The organism is Arthrobacter sp. cf158 (assembly GCF_900106835.1).
Taxonomy (GTDB): domain Bacteria; phylum Actinomycetota; class Actinomycetes; order Actinomycetales; family Micrococcaceae; genus Arthrobacter.
In genome coordinates this window covers 25522-47064 of the sequence record NZ_FNNR01000014.1, presented here as the reverse complement: position 1 = coordinate 47064, position 21543 = coordinate 25522, and the positions used below count along the sequence as shown (strand labels likewise).

The window sequence follows — 21543 nt, the reverse complement described above, 5'->3', positions numbered from 1 at the left end:
ACTCCTTTCAATCGGCAGTGAGTTTGTGCTTATTTCCACTATGCCGAGAGGCGGGAAGTGTCAGGAAGACGAGCTTTTGCATAGCCGGTATTGCTGACAGTTATGCCGTGTCGATCGGGTCCTGCAGACTGGCCATCAGGTAGGAAGTCACCATGCCGGCGAGCTTTTCCGAAATCTCCGGCCACTCCAGCTTGCCGCTTCCTTCCATGGTGCTCCCAAGGCCGAGCCTTCGGGCGACCACGCTGTAAGCGACGTTAAAGCACCAGTCAATCTCATCCTGGCCGAGGTAACCGCCAGGCCACTGGCGCAGCACGGTTGCGAAGTTTCCCGCAAGTACTGCGTGTGATGCCGCACCTCGTTGCGAGATGGTTTCATCGTTGGTCGCCCTGAGCATGAAGGGGCGAAGAATATCGGCGTACCGCCTGAGTACTTCAATGGTCTTGTCCATGGCCTCACGGACGATTGCCTGCAATCCATCCTCCGGATGGGACGGGAGCGACTCGAACAAATGGCTGGAAACGGCATCGATGTCGTCCATTTTCCGGCCGTGGGCGACGCTGACGAGGTCGTCCTTGCCTTCGAACCGCGCGTAGATGGATCCGATGGAGACACCTGAGCGGGCGCTGACGTCCGCCAGCGTGAATTCATCGTTGCCCCGCTCTTCAAGCAGGGCCAGGGCCGCCTCGATCGTCTTCTCAAACGACTGGCGGCTCCTGGCCTGCTTGGGTTCGCGGGACTTTGTCTCCGGAAGGGTCACAACGCGATCCTACAGAGGATTCCCATGTCGGAGGCATTCCGTGCCACGCGAATCTCCCATTCTCCTGACGGGATCGACCATTCCGCATTCGATGAATTCCACCGCCTGAACCCGAGGGGGTCCAAGGCGATCTTTGCCTCGGCCGCTTCGCCTGGGGCTATATCGATGGCCTTGAAGCCAACAAACCTGAAGTCCGCTTCGCCGGGCGCCTTGGCATAGGCCTGCAGGACATCCCGACCTTGCGTGTCGCCTGTATTGCTGACGGTCGCCCGAACAATGATCCCGTCGACGCCGTCGGCAGGGTCCTGCCTAGTCGGGCTAGTGGACGTTACGGCGTCCACCAGCTCAAAGGTGGTGTAGCCAAGCCCGTACCCGAAGGAGTAACGGGATTTCCGCCCTGATCCTTCGAAGTGCCGGTATCCCATGGGTTCGCCTGCGGCATAGTCCAACGTGAGCTCAGCGTCCAGCCCGGTGCCCCATCCGGGGATGTCTTCATCACGCCAGGGGAAGGACACCGGGAGGCGTCCTGAAGGAGCCTCCTTGCCAGCCAAGACAGCAGCCAACGCCGGGCCGAACTCCTGCCCTGGGAACCACGCCATCAGGACGGCCTTGACGTTGTCGGCCCACGGCAGCAAAACTGCCCGCGACGCGTTGACCACCACAATAGTTTCCGTCGCCACCTCAGCCACGGCCGCAACCAGCCGGTCGCTGGCCGTGTCCAGTGCCGCCGTCGTGCGGTCAGCACTTTCCCGTGATGACCCTTGCTGGTCACCGATGACGACTACTACAGCGTCGGCACGGGCCGCGAGGTCCACCGCTGCAGCCAGGGGGTCGGTCTCTTCTTCCGGTGTTGCCACTGCAGTGATGGCCTGCACGCGCCCAGGCTGGAAGGCCATTTCGACGACGACCTCAACTTTGCCCTGAGGCAATTCGAGGGCAATCTCTTGGGTTTCCGCGCGCGCCACCACACCCATGACGTCGTCGGGCGCGGGCGGAGGAACCTCCAGCACCTCCGTCCCATCAACCCGAAGGGAACTGACGCCCGTCCCACCCGCACCCAGGGTCCATCGGGTGGCGTTTGGAAAGGTGAAGTTTGCTGTGATGCGGGCACGGCCGGGAACGCCGGCTCCCAGTCCTGGAACCGGACCGAACCAGACGAACGCTGATGCTTGGCGCACCTCGCTGTAGAGGACGTCTTCAGCCTCACCGGCCGGAAGGACTTCCAGTAGAACGCCCGGAGTTCCGTCTGGTGCTGTGCTGCCAAGATCGGTCAGGGGCAGAGCCGACGATGGTGCGGCACCGGGCTCATAGAGAACCTCAAGGCCGGGTCCAACGGCTGCGCGGATAGCTTCCAGCGGAGAGACCACGTCGCCTTCCGGGCGGACCGTCGCAAACGTTCCTCCCTGGAAGCACGGTTTGCTCGCGTTGGGCCCCACGACGGCCAGCGTCCTGATACCCGAGAGATCCAACGGCAGGACATCGTCCTTGTTCTTAAGCAGAACAAATGACCGGGAAGCAGCCTTGTTCAGGATCGCCCGTTGCTCATGTTGGCTCCGAAGGCGGGACGGTGCCGGCGAGGTGCCGCCAGAGCGGCGCCCCGTCCTGTCCGCGAGCCGCGTCAGACGTTCGACGGCGTCACTCAGGCGCGGTTGCGCAACGTCGCCGGCGGCGACGGCTTCACCGAAACGAGCGCCAAAATGAGTGGCCGGTCCGGGCATTTCCAGATCCAACCCTGCGTTTGCAGCAGCGACGGTGTCGTCCACGCCGTACCAGTCGGACACTACAACGCCGTCATACTTCCATTCATCCTTCAAGACGCCAATCAGCTCGGCGTTCTGGGAGCAGTGGGTGCCATTGACGCGGTTGTAGGCCATCATGAGCATCCAAGGATTGGCCGATCGGACGGCAGTTTCGAATGGCCGCAAGTACGTTTCGCGCAACGTTGCCGGCTCCACACGGGAGTTCATCCGGCGTCGTTCGGTCTCTGTGTCATTAGCGACGACGTGCTTGGTACAGGAACCAACACCTTGCGACTGCACACCGTCAACCCAGGCCGCACCAAGAATGCCGGTGAGCAAAGGATCCTCCGAAAACATCTCAAATCCACGACCCGTGAGTGGCGAGCGAGGCATATTAAGGTTGGGTCCGAGGATGGCCGACACACCACGTTCCACGCCCTGCTGACCGATGACCTGGCCTACATCCGACACCAGTTCCGGGTCCCAGGTGGCGCCCAGGGCGGTTCCGGAGGGCATGATCAGTGAGGTGTCGCGTTCGTCCATGGCCTTGCTGACGATCCCCAGGGGGCCGTCCAGCAGGACCATTTCCTCAACTCCCATGACTGCACTTGCGGATGTGCTCCAACCGTTCAGGCCGCCGGTGAGTTCTGCGCCAGTGAGGTCCGGGGCAGCGTCACTTGCTTCTGCTTCCCTAGTGGTAGCACCCGCCGTCACAGCGCAGCGACCTTCTCGGCATCAGCAGACTCTGCGGCCGGCAGAAGCGGCAAAACGCGCTCGGAGAACAGACGCATCGTTTGGGCAGTGAAGCGTCGGCGTTCTTCGGTGAGCGGTCCGCCCATGATTGCCATGAGGACATTGCCAATGCCGAGATCTGCGTACTTCTGAAGCTCTGCCGCAACGGTCTCCGGGCTGCCGTAGAGGCACCAGGTTCCCTTGTAGCCCTCCGTCCGCGCATCCGGTGTGGGGCGCAAGTCTACGCCGCTGATTTCTTCGGCTGCTTTGTTGGCGGCGTGTTCGCGCTCTACAGTCTCCTGGTACTGCTCGAGGATGATGTCCATTTCAGCGGCAGCCTGCTCATCCGTTTCCGCAATGTGCACGTGCTGGTAAGAATGGGTGGTCCACTCCAGCGCGGCTTTGACGGCCTCATCCGAGTGGCCGGCTGCCTCAAGGGCACTGCGGTAGATGCTGAAGTTTTTCTTGACTTCCTCATAAGCGTTTCCGCTGTCGATCACTGGTGGTGTGAAGGCGAGGATGAAGGCCGGCTGGGCGTTCTTGGCGGCGCGCTCGACGCTGGAGGGGCGCGCAGCGACAGACATGACGCGCGGTTCAGGCTTGGTGTACGGCGTGGGGACGATGCGTGAGACGACTGCGCCGCGGTAATGGCCGTTATCGAAGACAACGGGGTCGTCACCCGGCTTCTTGGCCCACAGTCGCTCGGCGATCTCAAGGTTTTCGTTGGCCAGGCGTGAGCTGTCCTGGTAGTTCACGCCGAAGCCGATCATCTCTTCGGGCGTCGTTCCACTGCCCACGCCCACCAAGAGTTTGCCGTCAGTCAACTGATCCAGCAGTGCCAGGCGTTCGGCGAAACGGACCGGGTGGTGGAGCGCAAGGGTCTGTACGGAGAATCCGAAGTGCATTCGTTCGAGCTTGCCAGCGAGGTAGGCCGCGAACACGAAGGGGTCGCTGGCGGGGGGAGCGTAGCCGGTGAAGTGGTGGTCGGGGAGGAAGACCGCGTCGAATCCCTTCTGTTCGGCATCAACGGCATGCTCCACCATGGCCTGCATGACGGGACGGTCTTCCTCGGGGCCGCGGGAACGGGAGGTGAGGAACAAAGAGAAATGCATGGAAACTCCTGAAATGTTTTGTTGTGTCAGGCGAGAACGTGCTGAGCCGTCTGCGGCTCCACGTGGTGCTCTGCCTCGGGATTTTCTGTAGATCTGTGGACAGTAGGGTCAGTTGGTGAGGAGTCGAGCTGGGCTGCGGCGCGCGCCACCAATCGTCGGAACCACTGATGCCCGGGGTCTGCGGTTTTTGAAGGATGCCACCAGGCACACTCCACCAAACTGGGAAGGCTGATGGGAAGCTGCATAATCCTGACTCCGGCCACGGACGCCAGCATTCGTGCAAGCCTCTCCTGGACGAGGGCCAGACGTGCCGTTCCCGCCACCGCGAAAGGCAACATCAGGAAGCTGTCCACAATGATGTCCGTCTTCTCGCCCAGCTGGAGGTCGTACACCCTGCGATCGGCCAGTGTCGAATCCACTTCGGCGCCGAAAAGCCTGGCCCAGCGTGCGTCCCTCATTTCCTCGACTGTCAGTGTTCCTGCCTGTGACGTGGCTCCAGTCACGCATACCCAGTTATCGGTAAACAGTTCCATATGGGGGAAGCCGGAAAAATGACCCTTGGGGATGAGCATGAGATCAGCGGTCTGGAGCGTCTCCTTGATGCGTTCCACTGCCTGAGGTGTGACGGCATCAAAGTGAACCTGCACACCCGGCGCCTCCTCTTGGAGCATGGTCATCAGTTTTCCGGAGAGGGCGGTGAGGCAGTAGTCCGAAGTGACGATCCGGAAACTGCGGGTCGACAACGCAGGGTCAAAGACCGCCTGGGCATCAAACGTCCGTTCCACCATGCGCAGGATCTGGGCGACGTCTTCCTTGAGGACCTGCGCCAAGGGCGTGAGTTCGTAAGACGATCCAACGCGCGTCAGCAGCTGGTCATCGAACTGCCTGCGAAGGCGCTGCAAGGACGAGCTCATGGCCGGCTGGCTGATTCCGATCCTTGCACCAGCTCGCGTGACATTGCGTTCTACGAGCAGGGCGTCCAAAGCAACCAAAAGGTTGAGGTCCGCAGTCAGTAGGTTGACCATGTGATTCTCCAAATTCGAATTAGAATACTGATACTAATTATGAGAGCCGTCACAGCCCGGGTCAATAGCCAGCGCGGACCTAAGCTGCGGGGCTCGGGGGAATACCTCCGATCGCCGCGGAGATTGCCTTGGCTGAGGTAAGAAGCCTGTCGCGGCACTCCTCCAGACGTGCCAGGGGGTCGTTTCCGGAGAATCCGTTGAGTGTAAGCGTCACAGCAACCTGTCCTTCTGAATCGAAGACCGGGGCGTGTAGGGATGTTACTCCTGCAGGATCGTCCAAGGATGCGGGGCCGGATGATGCAGCCCGCTCGATGAGGAGAGGCAGAACGCCGCTGAGATCCGGCGCTGCCGTATCGCTCGGGATGTGGACGATTCGCTCAAACTCGGCTGCCGCGCCCACGTCTACGGAAATTGCGTAACCTGCGGATCGGACCTGCTGCAGTTCTGCATGGGCAAGTGTGGCGTCGACGTCGCCTAAGACTTCGCGGGCGTTGTCGATCCACCGCTTCTCGGCAGCCTCGCCGGCCCATGCAACATGAAGCGGTGCCAGCGGGGCGGCAAGGCCGAAGGAAACACCGACACGGGACGGCGAACCGCCGGGCGAGCTGTCCACGCCGGCCGCGGTAAGTACTACGACGGAGTCGTCGACGACGCCACTCACCAGGACTTCGAGCTTCAACGTTTTCGCGAGGCTCTCAATCTCCGGTCGTGCTGCGTCGGCTGCTTTAACGTGGCGTGTCAGCGCGGTTGCCGGAGAAACGATGGACGGAATGGAGAAGGATCCATAGCCTCCGCGGAGGAAGAGCAGAGGCAGTTCCTTGGATGAACCCACTCCCAGAGCTTTGACGCGGCCGATGACGATGTCGTGATCGCCCGAGCGGATGACGTCTTCAATGTCGCAGTCAACCCAGGCGGCCGCCCCCTCAAGCCTCGGGCTGCCAGACGGGGTGTCTCCCCATCGGTTGGCGCTGAAGCGGTCCTCGGCTTTGCGCGAAAAAGCCCGGCAGACATCCTGCTGCCCGGCGGTCAGAATGTTGGCGCAGAACGAACCGGCCTCGCGGATCTTGGGCCAGCTCGTCGAGCGGACATCGGGCATGAACGCCACCAGCGGTGGATCCAGTGAGACGGAACTGAAAGTCCCCACCACCATTCCGGCACGGTCACCGTCACCGGGTGCGGCCGTAACCAGGGTGACGCCTGTGGGGTATTGGCCGAGGACGTAGCGGAACCAGGCAGCGTTTTCGGGGCTGGTTTCGTGCGTTTCGGCGGTAGAAGCGCGGATGCTCTGGGTCATCGTTTTTGCTCTCCTCTTCGTTGAGATTTCCTCCAGTAAACGCGGGGGAGACGCGGGTGTGGAAATAGTTCCAAAATATGTGCGCTATCGCGAATTCCGATGCTCCATGCCTGGGCGCCGAAGCGGAGGCCGATGATAGGTTCGTTGGGATACCGGGGCTTCATGGCCCGTCGGTCGGGGTGAACGTTCCTCCGGACGCGCATCTGGCCGGTATCGAGTCAATGTGTTGACTCTCCCAGAACGAGGTTGCGGTGCGCCGTCCAAACTTGTCCCCACTCACCAATTCGGATCCTGCTCAGGGTGAGCCTCGCATCGACGGATATTCGGCGGCTGGTCCGTCCGTGGAGACGCCCGAGCCTGGTCATCAGGGGCCGAAAGTCCGGGTTGGCCCCATCTATACGGCACTGCTGATCATCGTCCTGCTGGGCGCCCTGGACCATACGATTGTCGCCACTGCACTGCCCACCGTGGTGGGTGAACTGGATGGCGCGCGCCATATGGCCTGGATCATCACGGCGTACACGCTGGCGATGACAATAGGCATGCCCGTCTACGGGCGCCTGGGGGACCGCTTCGGCCGTCCCGTACTTCTCATGGTCGCCCTCACGATTTTCCTCGGGTCATCCGTGTTGTGCGGCTTCGCGCAGGACATGATTCAACTCTCACTATTCCGTGGCATGCAGGGGCTTGGCGGCGCGGGGCTGGCTGTGCTGCCGCCGGCAATTATCGCGGACCTTGTTCCGCCCCGTCAGCGGGCAAAGTATCTTGGGCCGCTCGGATCTGTTTTTGGTGTAGCTACAGTCATCAGCCCCTTGGTGGGTGGCGCCATTACTGACACCGTCGGCTGGAGATGGGTGTTCTGGATCAACATCCCAGTTGGCTTGCTGGCCTTGGCCATGGCGTTTTCGCTCCGCCGTCTCAAATCCAACCGCGGTGCCGGGGGTGTGGATTGGGCCGGCACCCTGCTCATGGTGATCTTCACGTGTTCCTTGGTGGCGATGATCTCGCTATCCACCGAATCGGGGACTCCGGCTGGGGTTCTTTTGGGGCTCGGTGGGCTGACTGCTGTCTCTGGGGTGCTGTTCGTGGTCGTCGAGATTCGATGTGAGCACGCCTTGATCCCCATGGGGATGTTCCGGAGCTGGCCTGTGGTTAATGCGGCCGGTTTGGGCTTGGTTATCGGAGCCGGCTTGTTCAGTGTGGTGGCGTACCTGCCCAGCTATGTGCAGATGGTTTACTCCACGTCAGCGTCCGTTGCAGGGATGATTCTGCTGCCCATGGTCCTGGGAATGATGGTGTCCACCAACCTCACGGGTTGGATTGTAAGCCGCACCGGGAGGTACAAGATTTTCCCCCTGGCCGGTTCGGCCCTTGCTGCGGCGGTGGCCATCTGCCTTAGGTTCCTTCAGCCCGGTACGCCGCTTCCGGTCGTCGGCATACTGCTCGCACTCATGGGGTTGGCGGTGGGGAGCTTCATGCAAATCACCGTGGTGGCAGCGCAAAATGCGATGCCGCATTCGGTGGTGGGAAGCGTGACAGCTTCTCTTGGTTACCTTCGCGAACTAGGCGTTACGGTAGGTACCGCTGTCTTCGGTGGGCTGTTCGCGACGATGCTCGCGCAGGGTTCGGCTAACAACAAGCTTGGTCTGCCGCCATCGATGATCACCGATCCACAGGCCGTCCAACAGCTCCCGCCGGCGCTCCAATCCGGAGTTGCCACCATCTACACAGATGCGTTCCTACCGATCTTCGGCCTTCTGGCGTGCATCTTCGCCGTGGGGGTGCTGCTGTCCATCTTCATGCCGGAGCAACGCTTGGCGGACCGGAAGGACACTGCATAGAGGGGGCTCTTGACGATCAGGTCACCCGCGGCTAACTTAACCATAATCATAATTACGATTATGATTATTGATTCGTACAGCTCAAGGAGAAGCCGGCATGGCCCACAGCAGCATCAAGGAAGTAAACCGACGGACAGTGGAGCGATTCTTCGTTACCTCAGGACTTGAGAGGGCTGCCCTCTTCGCCGTGGATGGGCGCAAGGAGCTTCCCTGGACCTCGATGGGGCATCCCATCGACATGGAGGGAATCAGGGAGATCAGCTACAACTTCACGCGCAACCGCCAAATCTTCACGGACTGGACGTGGAGCGGCGTGGAAGTTTTCGACACGCAGTACGACGACCGGTTCTGGGCGGAGTGCGACGGTAGGGGTGTCATCCGCATAGATGGTCATGAACCTGTCAACGCGGCGAACCACTACGTCATGGCTTTTCGCTTGGAGGATGGAAAGATCAAGGAGTTCCGCGAATTCTGTGATCCCACACAGCCGTCACGCAATGATGCTGGCGATCCCGTTCCCACGCCGCCGCTGGGAGACTGGAAGCCCCCGGCTGAGTGGCAGACACCGGCGGAACTCTTGAACTAGGTCATACGAAACAGGGAGTCTCATGGGCGTCGTCGGAGCGGGCAGGAAAATTCCGCAGCAAGAACGCAGCAGGCAGTCCGAAGCCAAGCTGCTGGATGCTGCAGAGGAGGCCTTGTCCGCCCGCGGCGCGAGTGACTTCAGCTTGGCAGAGGTGGCATCCCGTGCGGGAGTTACAACAGGCACCATCTACTCCAGGTTCAAAGGCAAGAGCGAACTCGTCCACGCGGTCCATGAAAGAGTAATGGATCGCATGGACGCCCATGCCGCCGAGCTCTTCGGTGCGTCCGAGGATGAACCTGCCACTCCACCCGAGAGGTTCGTAGGCGGCGTCGTGTCCCGGCTCGCCGCCGTACTGGAAGCAGAGGCGGCCGTCCTTAGGGCCTTGATGTTCCATGCAGTCGGGGACAAGTCCATCTCGGAACGGGGTGCGGCGTCCCATTCCAGGTTGGGCGCATGCTTCGACGACGCCCTGCAGCGGCTCAGCGCTGCGCTTCCTGAAGCGTCCGAGCGCAAGCGATATTGGGCCTTCACCTTTTCCTATGACGTCCTTGCACGTCATCTGGGGCTGGGGCATTCATCTCCACGCACCGAGCAGGACGACTGGGATGAAATGCTCCATAATCTTTCCGGCATGATCGCCGCGTACCTGTTAGCGGATCTCGTCTAGGCGTCTCCACGACCAGCGTCGTCGAAGGTGATGTCCCTCGGACCCTCACCACTGTGACTGTCTTCGAATTCGTCCTGGACACGGCCGGGTCCTTCCGCGCGACATCTGAATTGGGCCTCAAACGCGCGCAAATACCCATGGGGGAAAACAGCCATGCGGAGAGAAGATGGTGAGCATAGACGATAACTATTTCCATGGCCGCAGTTTCCTGACCTACCTTGAATGACAGGAGCCAGCTTGTGATCCAGGAAACACAAACTGACGCAAGGCTCGAATCCACTGATCGCTACGGCGAACAGGACAACGACGTCATGAAAGGCCACACCATGAAGAAAGTAACAAGCCCCGCAGGCCGGAGGTTCCTCTCCGTCGCGGCGGTAGCGTCTGTGACCGCTTTGGCTTTGAGCGCTTGCGGCGGCGGAGATGCCAGCAGCAGCGAACCCATCGCGGAGGAAACGGGTCCAGTAGAGATCAGTCTCGCAACTCCCGCCTTCACAGGCGGCGGCGCGGGAAACCCCTACTTGGCACTGATTGACGCCTTCAAAGCAAAGAACCCCAACATCACCGTCAAATTGGTGGAATCGCCTAACGATCAGCACGGGCAGACGATGCGTACGCAGCTGCAAGCCGGCAACGCACCCGACATCTTCTATGTCACGGCAGGCAGGGGCAACAACCAGTCATTCGCGTCATTGGCAGAGGCCGGCTACCTGCAGGACCTCACCGATCAAAAGTGGGCAGCAGATGCGATTCCTGCATCGGCAAAGAACTTGTACTACGACGAAGACAAGATCTTCGCAGTTCCTGCCGACCTTGCTCCCATTACGGAACTGCAAAACACGGCGGTCTTGAAAGAGCTTGGCCTCAAGCAGGCAACCACGTTGGACGAAGTCATCGCCCAGTGCAAAACGGCACGGGCGGCGGGTAAGTCGTTCTTCGCAGTCGCAGGTACTTCCGGTGCCAACACGGGTCTCCAGGCAATGCAGCTGGCTGCTTCCTTTGTGTACGCCAAGGATCCCCAGTGGGATGCAAAGCGCGCGAAGAAGGAAACCACGTTCGCTGACTCTGACTGGAAGAAGGTGCTGGAACAGATCGTGAAGTTCAAGGACGCCGGCTGCTACCAGGATGGCGCCGCAGGTGCCGGGTTCGATCAGCTGTTCCCGTCCGTCGCCCAAGGCAAGGTGGCAGCTGTATTCGCTCCGGCCGGTGCAGTCGCTGCCCTTCGTGGCCAGGTCAAGGATGGATCCTTCGACGTATCAGTCATCCCCGGCGAGAAAGCCGAGGACACCAGACTGATCGCGAGCCCGGGCAACGCCCTGGCCGTCAACGCCGCAGGCAAGCACAAGGGCTCCACCCTCAAGTTCCTTGAGTTCCTCGCCCAGCCGGCCAACCAGGATGCCCTGGCGAAAGCCAACGGAAACGTTTCGATCACTGCCGCAGTCTCGGGGACGGTGCCTGCGCAGTTCCCACTGCTTGAGCCCTTCTTCTCCGAACCTGAGAAGAAGATCGTTACGCAGCCCAACTACCTCTGGCCGAACAGCGGTGTTTACGACTCACTTGGCACTGGCATCCAAGGACTTCTGACCGGTCAGGCTAGTCCTGACCAGGTTCTGAAGACCATGGACGAGCAGTACGACCGCGGCGCCTAGTCACCGGCGACCAACCCGATTGGAAGAACATCCCATGACCGCACAACTTGAGCAGAAAGCGGAGGGCGCCCGGGTCACCGGGCGCCAGCCCCGCTCCAGCAAGCAGAACGGCCGCAAAGATCACCGCGGCACAGAGCGTCGGTTCGCCACGTGGTGGTGGTTCACCCCCGCACTCCTGGCCCTGGTGCTCATCCACTACGCCCCCAGCGCCATTGGGGCATTCTTCGCCTTTACCAACTGGAAAGGCTTGGGAAAGTGGCAGTTTGTCGGCTGGGACAACTTCGCGGCAATTGCCGAGGGTGGCCCGACCACCACAGCACTGATCAACACCTTCATCATCGGCATTTCATTCGTGGTTCTGACAAACGTCCTCGGTTTGCTACTGGCTCTCGGCCTTAACCGGACCGTGAAATCGCGCAATGTTATTCGTACGCTGATCTTCGCTCCGGTGGTGCTCAGCTCGTTGGCGACCTCCTACATTTGGAAGTTCATCTTCGAACAAGACGGCCCGCTCAACGAATTCCTTGCCTCGATCGGACTGGAGTCTTTGCAGCGGACGTGGCTGGGCGACCCGTCAACCGTCCTTCCAGCGATCATCATTGTCATGGTTTGGCAGAACGTCGGCTTGGTCATGGTCATGTACCTGGCCGGACTGGCAACCGTTTCTCCGGAGCTCGAAGAGGCGGCGTCCCTTGACGGGGCAAGCTTGTGGCAAAGGTTCAACTATGTGGTCCTCCCGGCCATCATGCCCTCGGTGGTGATCGCCATGACACTCATGCTGATCAACGGTCTGCGTGTCTTCGACCAGATTCAAGCACTGACGGGCGGCGGGCCCTATGGCGCGTCCGAAACTCTCGCAGTGACCATCTATAAGGAGACCTTTGTGATGGGCCGATTCGGATTCGGTGCCGCACTTGCCTTGGTCATGTCCGTGATCATCATCATCCTCACGGTGGCTCAGCGCCTCCTCCTCCGTACGAATTCCAAAGGTTAGCCAGCCATGTTCCGTTATACGAAGAAGACGTTGTTCCGTGAGGCACTCCTGATCCTGGTTGCCTTCATCTTCCTGTTGCCGTTCTACTTCCTGATTAACCTTGCCCTCAAGAATGGCAGCGACGCACTCACGACCTCGGCGATGCAATTGGTGACCAACCCCACCTTGGACGCGTTTGGGCAAGCCATTCAAGGCGGACGCCAAGCAACGTTGATGGATGGAATGCTCAACAGCATCATCATCACCGCCGGTAGCGTCCTGGTGCTGGTAGCTGTTGGGTCAATCTCCGCCTATACGCTGAGCCGCCGGACCGGGAAGTTGAGCAAAGCAGCATTGGGGCTCATCTTGGTCACCATGGTGTTGCCGGCCCAAGCCGCGATCATTCCCATCTACGTGGGCATGCGCAATGTTGGACTTGTGGGAACGCATGCGGGCACCATCATTATGTACGCCGGTGCGCTGCTCCCCATTTCGATCTTCCTCTATATGGGTTTCACCAATGGAATAGCCCGGGATTACGAGGAAGCCGCCCAGATCGATGGGGCATCCCGGTTCACCGTTTTCCGCAAGATCATTTTTCCTCTGCTGTCGCCGGCCACCGGCACCGTGGCGATCTTCACCGGACTCATCGTCTGGAACGACTTCTTCACGGGCCTGATCTTCCTCAACGGCTCTGACGCAGTAACGCTGCCTGTGGTGATCTACAACTTCGTCGGCGAGAGCGTTTCCGAATGGAACGTGATCTTCGCAGCCATCATTATTTCTATGATCCCCATCATGGCCTTCTTCCTGTTTGCGCAAAAGCAGTTCATCCAGGGCTTCACAGGAGGCGTGAAATCCTGACGCCGCTGGGCAATCCGGCTCAGCCACCAACTAACCCGACAGACTCAACGAAAGATGAACATGCCCCCACTTCCGAGACTCGAACGATACTCCGGACATGCCCGATTGATCGTCGACAATGAACCGTTCCTCTGCATTGGCGGAGAGTTGCACAACTCGAGTTCGTCAGATCCCGGCTACATGGCATCACGCTGGGGAGGGATTGCGGATTCGAAGGTCAACACAGTCATTGCGACAGTGGCCTGGGACCAAGTGGAGCCAACCGAAGGCGTCTTTGATTTCTCCGCTGTTGATGGGCTCATAGCAGGCGCCCAATCCGCTGGTCTTAAGCTTGTGCTGATCTGGTTTGGGGCCTTCAAGAATGCCTCTTCCACCTATGCGCCGTCATGGGTGCGGCATGACCCTTCGCGCTTTCCTCGCGCGGATCGGGGATCCAAACCCATGGAAACACCGTTCTCCTATAAGGGATCGATGCCCCGTCCAACCCTGACCGTGTTTTCGAACGATCTTTTTGAAGCCGACAGAACTGCGTATTGCCGTCTCATGGCACACCTTGCCGAAACGGATACGCAGCACACCGTGATCATGGTTCAGGTAGAGAACGAAGTGGGGCTCCTCGGGGCCGGACGAGACCGTTCGGAAGCAGCGCAGTCAGCCTGGGAATCGCCCGTACCCGAAACACTCAGGAAGGCTCTGGCCAACAGCGAGTACTCCTTCGATTCCGCATTGGCGGATTCGCTCCGTCCCATCACCTCCTCTGACGCCAGTTGGGCCGATCACTTTGGCGACGGCAACCCAGCCGCTGAGGAAACCTTCATGGCGTGGGCGTTTGCAACATACGTCGGTGGGCTTGCCGCCGCTGGCAAGGAGCTGCTGGATCTTCCGGCCTACGCCAATGCCTGGATCGGTCCTCAGCCCGGCCAAGACCTACCGGGCAACTATCCAAGTGGCGGGCCGACGGCCAGGATGCTGCCGGTGTGGCAGGCGGCTGCCCCCGCCCTCGATTTCCTGGCCCCGGATATCTACGTACCCCATTCCGCAGAAATCATGGCCCAGTACGCAACTCCGGAGAATCCTCTCTTCATCCCGGAAGCCCGATTTCGGGCAGGGGACGCCTTCCTCGCCGTGGGGCGATTCGGAGGTTTCGGCTACCACGTCTTCGGCCTGGAGGATGGCCGCGAGGGCAACCAATACAGTAAGGCCTGCCAGGCGATTCTTTCGCTGACCCAGGAGATCGTCGACGCACAGCGGGATGGGCGGATTTTCGGATTCGCTTTGGAACAAAATGAAGACGACGTGGTCACCACGTTCGGTGAGATCACCGTTAGCATCCGCAACGCAGCCAAGCTCTACACAGCAATGCTCTTGGACGCAGGGGTAGTTCTGCCTCCGCCTCCCGAACTACCGGGGGAGACCGAGGGGGCCGCCCACGGTCACACTCCAGGCGACAACCGTCCGTTCGGACTCGTCATCGAGACGGGTCCACTGGAGTTCCTCGTCGTCGGCCAGGGTGCTTTGTTCGATTTCCACAAGAGCGGCTCAGTGCTTGAAGTGGATTCAGTGCGGGAGCTTCGGCTGACACCCGATGGCTGGCAAGAGGGCCGCCTCCTGAACGGCGATGAGCGGTTGCAGGTTCTTCAGGGCGACAGGATCAGCGCATCCCGCATCAAACTGCTGGAAGTTTTCCAGCACTGACGCTGCACAAAGGCAGGGCGGTACCACCTTATGGGTGGTGCCGCCCTTCTTCATGTCTGCGTGATTCAACTCAAGCGGTTAGAGATCGCGCGAGCACCCAGAACTGCCAACCCCACAGAGGTCAGGGTTGGATTGCACGCTGTGGACGTTGGGATGACTCCGTTGCCGGCAACGTATAAACCGTCGGTACCCCAAACTTGGCTGTCCGGGCCGCAGACGGAGCGACCGTCGTCGTACTGGCCCATACGCACGGACCCTTGGTAGTGGAGCGAGGATCCTGCCGGTAGCAGGAAGGGCGGCCTGTCATCCAGAAACGTGCCCAAGGCTTTGCCGGCGCGTGTGACAGCCTCCTTTGCTTGGTCAATAACCCGCAAGTCCTTCCAAGTGAGGCTGTACTGGATGCTCATGCCGGGCATCCCATAGTGGTCCAGCGCGTCCTCGTCGAACTCCACGCGATTCTCTTCAACGGTCTCGGTGGCACAAAACCAGCCGAGACCAATGATGGACCCGGGGACTACCGGGTCGTCGTCTGCCAAGGGAATGGGAGATGCATCGAGCTGCATGACCTGGCCGTGGAACGGCTCGTGGTCCGTGTAGGGAACCCAGGAAACGCCGCTGTGCCGCGCTGCGCCCACCACTGCATCTCCGTCTTTGTCCATCACCGTGTCGGTGGGCAACCGGACGGCGCTGACCACTTGCGGCTGGTCGTTCAGGTAGCGGCCGAGAGCGCGGAGCCGGATGCCGGAGGCAAACAGCACCTGCGGCGTGCGGAGGGCGTCCGCTGCGACGACAACAACCGGCGCTGATGTGGTGTATTCAATCCCAGTGGTGAGGTTCTTGAGTGCTACTCCGGTAACGCGGCCGTCGTCGATCAGAACTCGTCGGCAAAGGGTCCGGTCGCGGAGTTCGAAGCGGTCGCCGCGGGTCGCCGGTCCGGCCAGCGGGCCAAGGACGACGTCGGTCCCTGACCATGTGATGGTTCCATCAGGAAGCTTTTGCACGGCCAGCGGCATCGACTGGATGGCCGTGGATCCGGTGCGGTGAAACTCCCCGGCCAGTCGCTGGCGGACTTCGGCGGAAAACGGTGCACCCTCGAACGCCAACGCAGTGACAGACAGGAGCCGCTCTGCCTCGGAAAGGGCTGCGTCCAACGTGCCATCGTCCAGGAACACGATCCGTTCAGATTCCCCAGGCCTCGGGCAGGCGCAGGTCCAGTGCGCGCCCATGCCTCCGACGTTGCTGGACATGGCCGCTGCCGGCATGCCAGCGAGGGGAGCGAACTCGTCGGGACGCAGCAGGAAGGTTCCCGGTCGGCCTGGACCTGGTGTGGGTGTTTCCGGATTCAGGGATGTCATCGGACCCTGAGAGGCCACCTGGGCCGCCGCTCTTGCGGCCGGGTCAGGCAAGTTCTTAACATGCAAGCCCGGTTGCTCGGACAGTAAAGGGCCAGCTTCAACCATCAATACCCGGAGCTGTGGGGCTTCTTCATGCAGGACGCGGGCATAAGCGGCGCCCGCAGGGCCGCTGCCGACGATAACGACATCGAAGGCTTGGTGTGCTTTGTCGGATGCGATTTCCACGGGAATCCTTCGCGGATTACTCAGTGCTCGGGTGATGGAACCGGAGGCACAGTGCCCGGGAGCATCAACGCACGAAGCGTACTAAGCGATGCAGGCACCTGAATTGACGGTACCGGTTGCGACGGCGCGCAGGACGATTGTGGGCATTCGATCTATTGATGAGCAGCATCGGTTTTCGTGATCTTTCCAGCGCTGCCCTTTGCGTGGACACGACAGTAGCGTGGGAATACGCCCGTCGTAGGTCGGTGCGAGATGTCGCGCAGAAGCGCGCCAAACACGAGGAGCTGGGTGTTGAATACCGCCCATCAAATTAAGCGTGGAGTCAGCTTTTACAGTTACCAGGAAGAATGCTTTCTCAAGAAAATGACCCTTGAGGACTGTGTCAGTGAGGCCGGGTCCATTGGAGCATTCGGCGTCGAAATCATCCCGGAACAGTCGATGACCGGTTACCCGCACCCGGGGGAAGCGTTCTACCGGGACTGGGATGAGTGGATGGAAAAGTACGGCACCACCACGGTAGCCACGGACCTGTTCCTCGACACGAAGCGATACCCCGGACGGGTGATGACACTCGCTGAAATGACCGTGTCCGTTCGCAAAGACCTGGACATTGCGAAACGGCTCGGCGCGCAGTTCGTCCGCGCCATCATCAACACACCACCGGAGGTCATGGAGGCTTGTGCCTCGTATGCCGAAAGGCTGGGGCTGAAGCTGCTCTTGGAGGTCCATGCACCGTTCCACTACGAGCATCCGTGGATTCTCCGGCACTTGGAAGTGATGCATCGCCTGCAGTCTCCAGCTCTGGGGTTCATGCCGGACATGGGTACCTTCGTGGAACGGTTCCCACGGGTAATGTCCGAGCGCGCGCTGCGCGACGGTGCCCGGCCGAAGTTCGTTGAGCTCGCAGTGGAGACCTACAACAACCGCGGGGACGTGCATGGCCTCATGGACACCTTCAATTACATGGGCGCGAACCCTGTAGAGCAAGGAATTGCCCGCCTTTCAACCTTCCTCACATGGAATGAACCCCGCGTGATGCTGGAGCACATGCCGCTGATCCATCACATCCAAGCGAAGTTCTACGAGATGACAGACGACGGGTCGGAATACAGCATTCCGTACCACAAGATCATTCCTGTGCTCATTGAAGGCGGCTATGACGGATATCTGTCCAGCGAGTATGAAGGCAACCGGCATATCCAGGACATCGTGGAGGTAGACAGCGTGGAACAGGTCCGTCGGCAGCACCGCATGTTCCAGCGCCTGCTGGGTGAAGAAACAACGCTCGACGCCGGGGCAACGCAAGGCAACGGCGTTTTCGCCGATGGAGGCAGCAATGTTCGATAAATACATCATCGTTGAGGACACCCTGAGGAATACAGGTGACGACGACGATGTCACGGGCTTCCAGCTTGGCGTGCGGCTTCCGTACTATCGCGGTCTAGGTCTCTCCATGGTGGAGGACATCGAGGTGACCATCGATGGCGAAACTTCCTCGAGCGCTTCGGTGTCACTGACGGTCCACGGGAATACGTACAAGCTGACAGACCTGCCCGGTGTCTTTGATGATCGCTGGGAAATGGGGGAGGTGGCCACAGTGTCCGTGGATAAGGCAGGTGGCCTTACTGAGGGACCGCATTCGGTTGCCGTTCGGCAAAGGCTTCGAATTTCCTACATGCCCGTGCCAGGTGGAGGAACAGACCACAAGACCCTCACCCTTCGACACTGAAAGGCCCACAAATGACAGCAACCCAGGTTCAGGAGGACGTCATCCACCGTCTCGTGGCATCGATGACGTGGGAACAAAAGCTGGCTCAGCTCCAGATAGCCTTTCGGCCCCGTTTGGAAGACGCTGCGGAGTTGGTCCGGAGCGGCATCGGTGCGGTCTTTTGGCCTCGCAGCGCGGAAGCCACCAACGAACTCCAGAGGATTGCCCGGGAAGAGACCCAGCACGGGATTCCTCTGTTAGTGGGCTTGGACGTGATTCACGGACAGAGGACCACGTTCCCTGTCCCCCTTGCTCAGGCGGCAAGCTTCGATCCCTCGACGGCGGAAACCGACGCCCGCGTCACTGCGCAGGAAGCTGCGTCGGGGGGAGTCAATTGGACCTTCTCTCCGATGATCGATGTGTCCCGCGATCCTCGCTGGGGCCGTGTTGTGGAGGGCTTCGGAGAGGACACGTACGTCAACGGCGTGTTCGGGGCGGCGAAGGTTCGCGGCTATCAAGGTAGCTCTCTACGGGACCGCGACTCCATCCTTGCGTGTGCAAAGCACTTCGTGGCCTACGGGCAGGCCGAAGGTGGGCGTGACTACAACACCGTGGATGTGTCCACACAGCGGCTCCGGAATGTTTATCTTGAGCCATTTAGATCAGCAGTGGATGCCGGTGTGGCCACAGTGATGGCAGCCTTCAATACGGTTTCCGGTCGACCGGCACACGCCAACCAGCAGCTCCTGACCGAAATCCTCAAGAATGAACTGGGGTTCGCCGGCGCGGTGGTAGGCGACGCCGACGGCGTGGTGAACCTCCTCGACCACGGAATCGCAGGAGACCTCCAGGATGCCCTCAGACAGTCCTTTACTGCCGGGCTTGACATCGAAATGGGTGGGAATCTTGTTGCTGACGACGGCGATGCGCGCCTTGGCCACGATGACCTGCCCCTGGAAAGAGTGAATGACGCCGTCCGCAGGGTACTCGGCCTCAAGGTTGCCCTCGGTCTATTCGATGATCCCTTCCGGGAGCCCGAATCCGAGGTGACATCCCCCACGAGTACCAGCCGGCGTGCAGCGCTCAAGGCTGCCGAACAGGGGCTGGTTCTGCTCAAGAATGAATCCGTCCTGCCGTTCGGCCCGGGGCCGAAGCGCATCCTGCTTCTCGGTCCGTACGCCAACAGCACTGACCATCTTGGAGCCTGGGTCCAGTCCTTCGCGGAGCCGGCCGGTTCCTTGGCCGACGCCATCCGGCGGGAGTGCCCGGAATGGGTGCTGACGGTGAGGGAAGGGACCGGCTTCTTCGGAGGGGAGGCCGATCTGATCGCCCAGGCAGTGGGTGACGCTCATGACTACGACGTTGTTGTGGTCGCCGTCGGTGAACCGTCAGCCCTCACCGGAGAAGCCAGTTCACGGAGTGACCTTCGACTCCCAGGGGTGCAGGAAGAACTTATCCAGGCCGTTGCGGCGACAGGTAAACCGTTCGCTGTGGTCATGTTCAACGGACGCCCGCTGGTCACAAGTGCGTGGATTGATGAGGCGCCTTCAGTGATGGAGGCCTGGCACCTTGGGCTGGAAGGGCCCAAGGCAGTGGCTCGTGCATTGAGCGGCGTGGTGAATCCCGGCGGGAGGTTACCAATGACCTTTCCGCGTTCCTCCAGCCAAGTACCCATCTATTACGACCACGAGAACACCGGGCGTCCGGCAAGGGTGTCAGGAACACTCGACGCCGGTGCCGTTGATGTTGCTCTGATGGGCCCCGGCAACACAGACGACCACTACACATCCAAGTACAAGGACTTGGACCTTGGCCCTCAGTTTCCCTTTGGTCATGGCCTGAGCTATACCTCATTCGAGTACGGGGAACCGAGGCTTTCCGCTCCGGAGATCTTATTGTCGGACCTTGAAAGCGGGCAACCCGTTGGCGTTGAGATCGAAGTTTCGAACACAGGCTCACGCTCAGGAGACGAGGTCACCATGGTCTTCATTCGAGACCTCGTCGCCTCCCTTGCACAGCCCGTCCGGCGGCTCAGGGGCTTCACTCGTACCAGCTTGCAGCCCGGAGAGACGCGGACGCTGTCTTTCGAACTCGGCTGGAATGACTTCGGCTTCTGGGACAACGACGCTCGCTACGTCGTAGAGGAAGGGGCCTTCGAAATTCATGTGGGCGGTGGCCTCGACGCAGCGGCGGTTCGGAGCCTTCACCTACGTCGATAGACGGATACCCCTACAACCCAAAAATCGGCGAGCAATGGCTAAGGATTTGGAATAGATCCTTAGCCATTGCTCGCCGATGAATTCAAGCGTTGGAGCCACTCTAACGGATAGCGGACGATCCTTCAGTGACAGACCTGTTCCGTGGCCGGGAACGTGCAGCCACCCGCGTCACAGCGTCGCGGCGTTCGCCCACCGTGTTCTCAATCGTTCCGATCCCCTCTACGGTCATTCGCACGACGTCGCCCGTCTTTAGCGGCGGGGGCGTCTTGGAACCGTTCCGTCCCCAGAGTTCGGCGAGGCAGCCGCTTCCGCATGTTCCGGAGCCGAGAACGTCGCCCGGCCGCACCACCGAATCCTGGGATGCGTAGGCGACGAGTTCTGCGAAGGGCCAGCCGATGTTGGACAGCAGGTCTTGGCCGATCCGCTCACCGTTGACTTCCACCTCCATGGAGATGGGCAGGAAGCCTTCGTCGTCGTGAAGCTGTTCGAACTCGTCGGCGGTGACGATCCACGGACCCAGGGTGTTGGCGAAGTCCTTCCCCTTGCAAGGACCCAGGCTGACCTTCATCTCGCGGCGCTGCAGGTCCCGTGCTGACCAGTCGTTGAAAATGGTGTAGCCGAAGATGTGGCGGTGCGCCTCGGCCGCGGACAGGTTCCTGCCGTCGCTGCCGAGTACGTGGCCGACGACGGCAGCTACTTCGGTTTCGAAGTCCAGGTCCTCGCAGCCTGCGGGGATGCCTATCACCTCGCCGGTGCCGGTCACCGTATGGGGATTGGTGAAGTAGAACGTGGGTGCTTCGTACCATTCGGCCACCACGCCGGCTATGCCGTCGATGCTTTTGCGGACACCTTCAACGTGTTCCTCAAAGGCGACGAAGTCCCGGATGGTTGATGGTGCCAACGGTGCCAGCAACTGCACGTCCTGCAGGGTCACCGGGCGGGCGCTGCGGAGAGTTTCCGCGGCGATGACGAGTGTCTCCTCCAGCCCTGCGGCTAGAAGAGCGTTGACTGTGCGTCCGGCGGGCAACGCGAAGCAGTTGCCGTCGTCGACGAACCCTTCCCAGGTGTCGCCGTCGTGATTCCAGCGGGCGATCTTGACCAT

General features: G+C 60.6%; 17 protein-coding genes. 10 read left to right on the top strand and 7 right to left on the bottom strand.

Features of this window, described 5'->3' with window-relative positions:
• Positions 1 to 100 precede the first annotated feature (100 nt).
• The 5 genes from BLW08_RS21770 to BLW08_RS21750 all read right to left on the bottom strand — a co-directional run bounded on the left by BLW08_RS21770 (position 101) and on the right by BLW08_RS21750 (position 6659).
• Positions 101 to 757 (bottom strand): TetR/AcrR family transcriptional regulator, encoded by a 657-nt coding sequence (locus tag BLW08_RS21770; RefSeq protein ID WP_091328100.1) that lies wholly within the window; start codon positions 755 to 757, stop codon positions 101 to 103.
• The gene (locus tag BLW08_RS21765) at positions 754 to 3210 is read right to left on the bottom strand and encodes a beta-glucosidase family protein (RefSeq protein WP_217639264.1); all 2457 of its coding nucleotides are present in this window, start codon (positions 3208 to 3210) and stop codon (positions 754 to 756) included. Before BLW08_RS21765 ends, BLW08_RS21770 begins: the two co-directional genes overlap by 4 nt.
• Complete coding sequence (locus BLW08_RS21760) at positions 3207 to 4340, bottom strand: LLM class flavin-dependent oxidoreductase (RefSeq protein WP_091328098.1); 1134 nt, start codon at positions 4338 to 4340, stop codon at positions 3207 to 3209. Before BLW08_RS21760 ends, BLW08_RS21765 begins: the two co-directional genes overlap by 4 nt.
• Before the next feature lie 26 nt (positions 4341 to 4366).
• Positions 4367 to 5365, bottom strand: coding sequence for a LysR family transcriptional regulator (locus BLW08_RS21755; protein ID WP_091328097.1), 999 nt, complete (start codon positions 5363 to 5365; stop codon positions 4367 to 4369).
• 79 nt (positions 5366 to 5444) lie between these two features.
• Positions 5445 to 6659, bottom strand: a complete 1215-nt coding sequence (locus tag BLW08_RS21750; protein WP_091328095.1) for a flavin reductase family protein — start codon at positions 6657 to 6659, stop codon at positions 5445 to 5447.
• Between the two features lie 251 nt (positions 6660 to 6910).
• Here BLW08_RS21750 and BLW08_RS21745 point away from each other — a divergent pair, with 251 nt between their 5' ends.
• The 7 genes from BLW08_RS21745 to BLW08_RS21715 all read left to right on the top strand — a co-directional run bounded on the left by BLW08_RS21745 (position 6911) and on the right by BLW08_RS21715 (position 14934).
• Entirely contained in the window at positions 6911 to 8500 is a 1590-nt protein-coding gene (locus BLW08_RS21745; protein ID WP_091328094.1) for an MDR family MFS transporter, read from the top strand.
• Between the two features lie 97 nt (positions 8501 to 8597).
• The gene (locus BLW08_RS21740) at positions 8598 to 9086 is read left to right on the top strand and encodes a PhzA/PhzB family protein (protein WP_091328092.1); all 489 of its coding nucleotides are present in this window, start codon (positions 8598 to 8600) and stop codon (positions 9084 to 9086) included.
• A 22-nt stretch (positions 9087 to 9108) separates the two neighbouring features.
• Positions 9109 to 9753, top strand: a complete 645-nt coding sequence (locus tag BLW08_RS21735; protein WP_091328091.1) for a TetR/AcrR family transcriptional regulator — start codon at positions 9109 to 9111, stop codon at positions 9751 to 9753.
• A gap of 239 nt (positions 9754 to 9992) precedes the next feature.
• A complete protein-coding gene (locus BLW08_RS21730) occupies positions 9993 to 11402 on the top strand; it encodes an ABC transporter substrate-binding protein (protein WP_091328089.1) in 1410 nt (469 codons plus the stop codon).
• Between the two features lie 34 nt (positions 11403 to 11436).
• On the top strand, positions 11437 to 12396 hold the full coding sequence (locus BLW08_RS21725; RefSeq protein WP_091328088.1) for a carbohydrate ABC transporter permease: 960 nt from the start codon (positions 11437 to 11439) through the stop codon (positions 12394 to 12396).
• A gap of 6 nt (positions 12397 to 12402) precedes the next feature.
• A complete protein-coding gene (locus BLW08_RS21720) occupies positions 12403 to 13239 on the top strand; it encodes a carbohydrate ABC transporter permease (RefSeq protein WP_091328086.1) in 837 nt (278 codons plus the stop codon).
• Positions 13240 to 13293: 54 nt separating this feature from the next.
• The gene (locus BLW08_RS21715) at positions 13294 to 14934 is read left to right on the top strand and encodes a DUF5597 domain-containing protein (RefSeq protein ID WP_217639263.1); all 1641 of its coding nucleotides are present in this window, start codon (positions 13294 to 13296) and stop codon (positions 14932 to 14934) included.
• Positions 14935 to 14999: 65 nt separating this feature from the next.
• Here the strand turns inward: BLW08_RS21715 and BLW08_RS21710 are convergent, their stop codons facing one another.
• Positions 15000 to 16514 (bottom strand): GMC oxidoreductase, encoded by a 1515-nt coding sequence (locus BLW08_RS21710; RefSeq protein ID WP_254780011.1) that lies wholly within the window; start codon positions 16512 to 16514, stop codon positions 15000 to 15002.
• Positions 16515 to 16877: 363 nt separating this feature from the next.
• Between BLW08_RS21710 and BLW08_RS21705 the strand changes: the two genes are divergently transcribed.
• From BLW08_RS21705 to BLW08_RS21695, 3 genes are read left to right on the top strand one after another with little or no spacing between them, the layout of a single operon-like run.
• Positions 16878 to 17861, top strand: coding sequence for a sugar phosphate isomerase/epimerase family protein (locus BLW08_RS21705; RefSeq protein ID WP_254780010.1), 984 nt, complete (start codon positions 16878 to 16880; stop codon positions 17859 to 17861).
• Positions 17851 to 18243, top strand: coding sequence for a C-glycoside deglycosidase beta subunit domain-containing protein (locus BLW08_RS21700; protein WP_091328079.1), 393 nt, complete (start codon positions 17851 to 17853; stop codon positions 18241 to 18243). Before BLW08_RS21705 ends, BLW08_RS21700 begins: the two co-directional genes overlap by 11 nt.
• A gap of 11 nt (positions 18244 to 18254) precedes the next feature.
• Positions 18255 to 20441, top strand: coding sequence for a glycoside hydrolase family 3 N-terminal domain-containing protein (locus BLW08_RS21695; RefSeq protein ID WP_091328078.1), 2187 nt, complete (start codon positions 18255 to 18257; stop codon positions 20439 to 20441).
• Positions 20442 to 20541: 100 nt separating this feature from the next.
• On the opposite strand, the gene BLW08_RS21690 is transcribed toward BLW08_RS21695, so the two are convergent.
• Complete coding sequence (locus tag BLW08_RS21690; RefSeq protein ID WP_091328075.1) at positions 20542 to 21543, bottom strand: fumarylacetoacetate hydrolase family protein; 1002 nt, start codon at positions 21541 to 21543, stop codon at positions 20542 to 20544.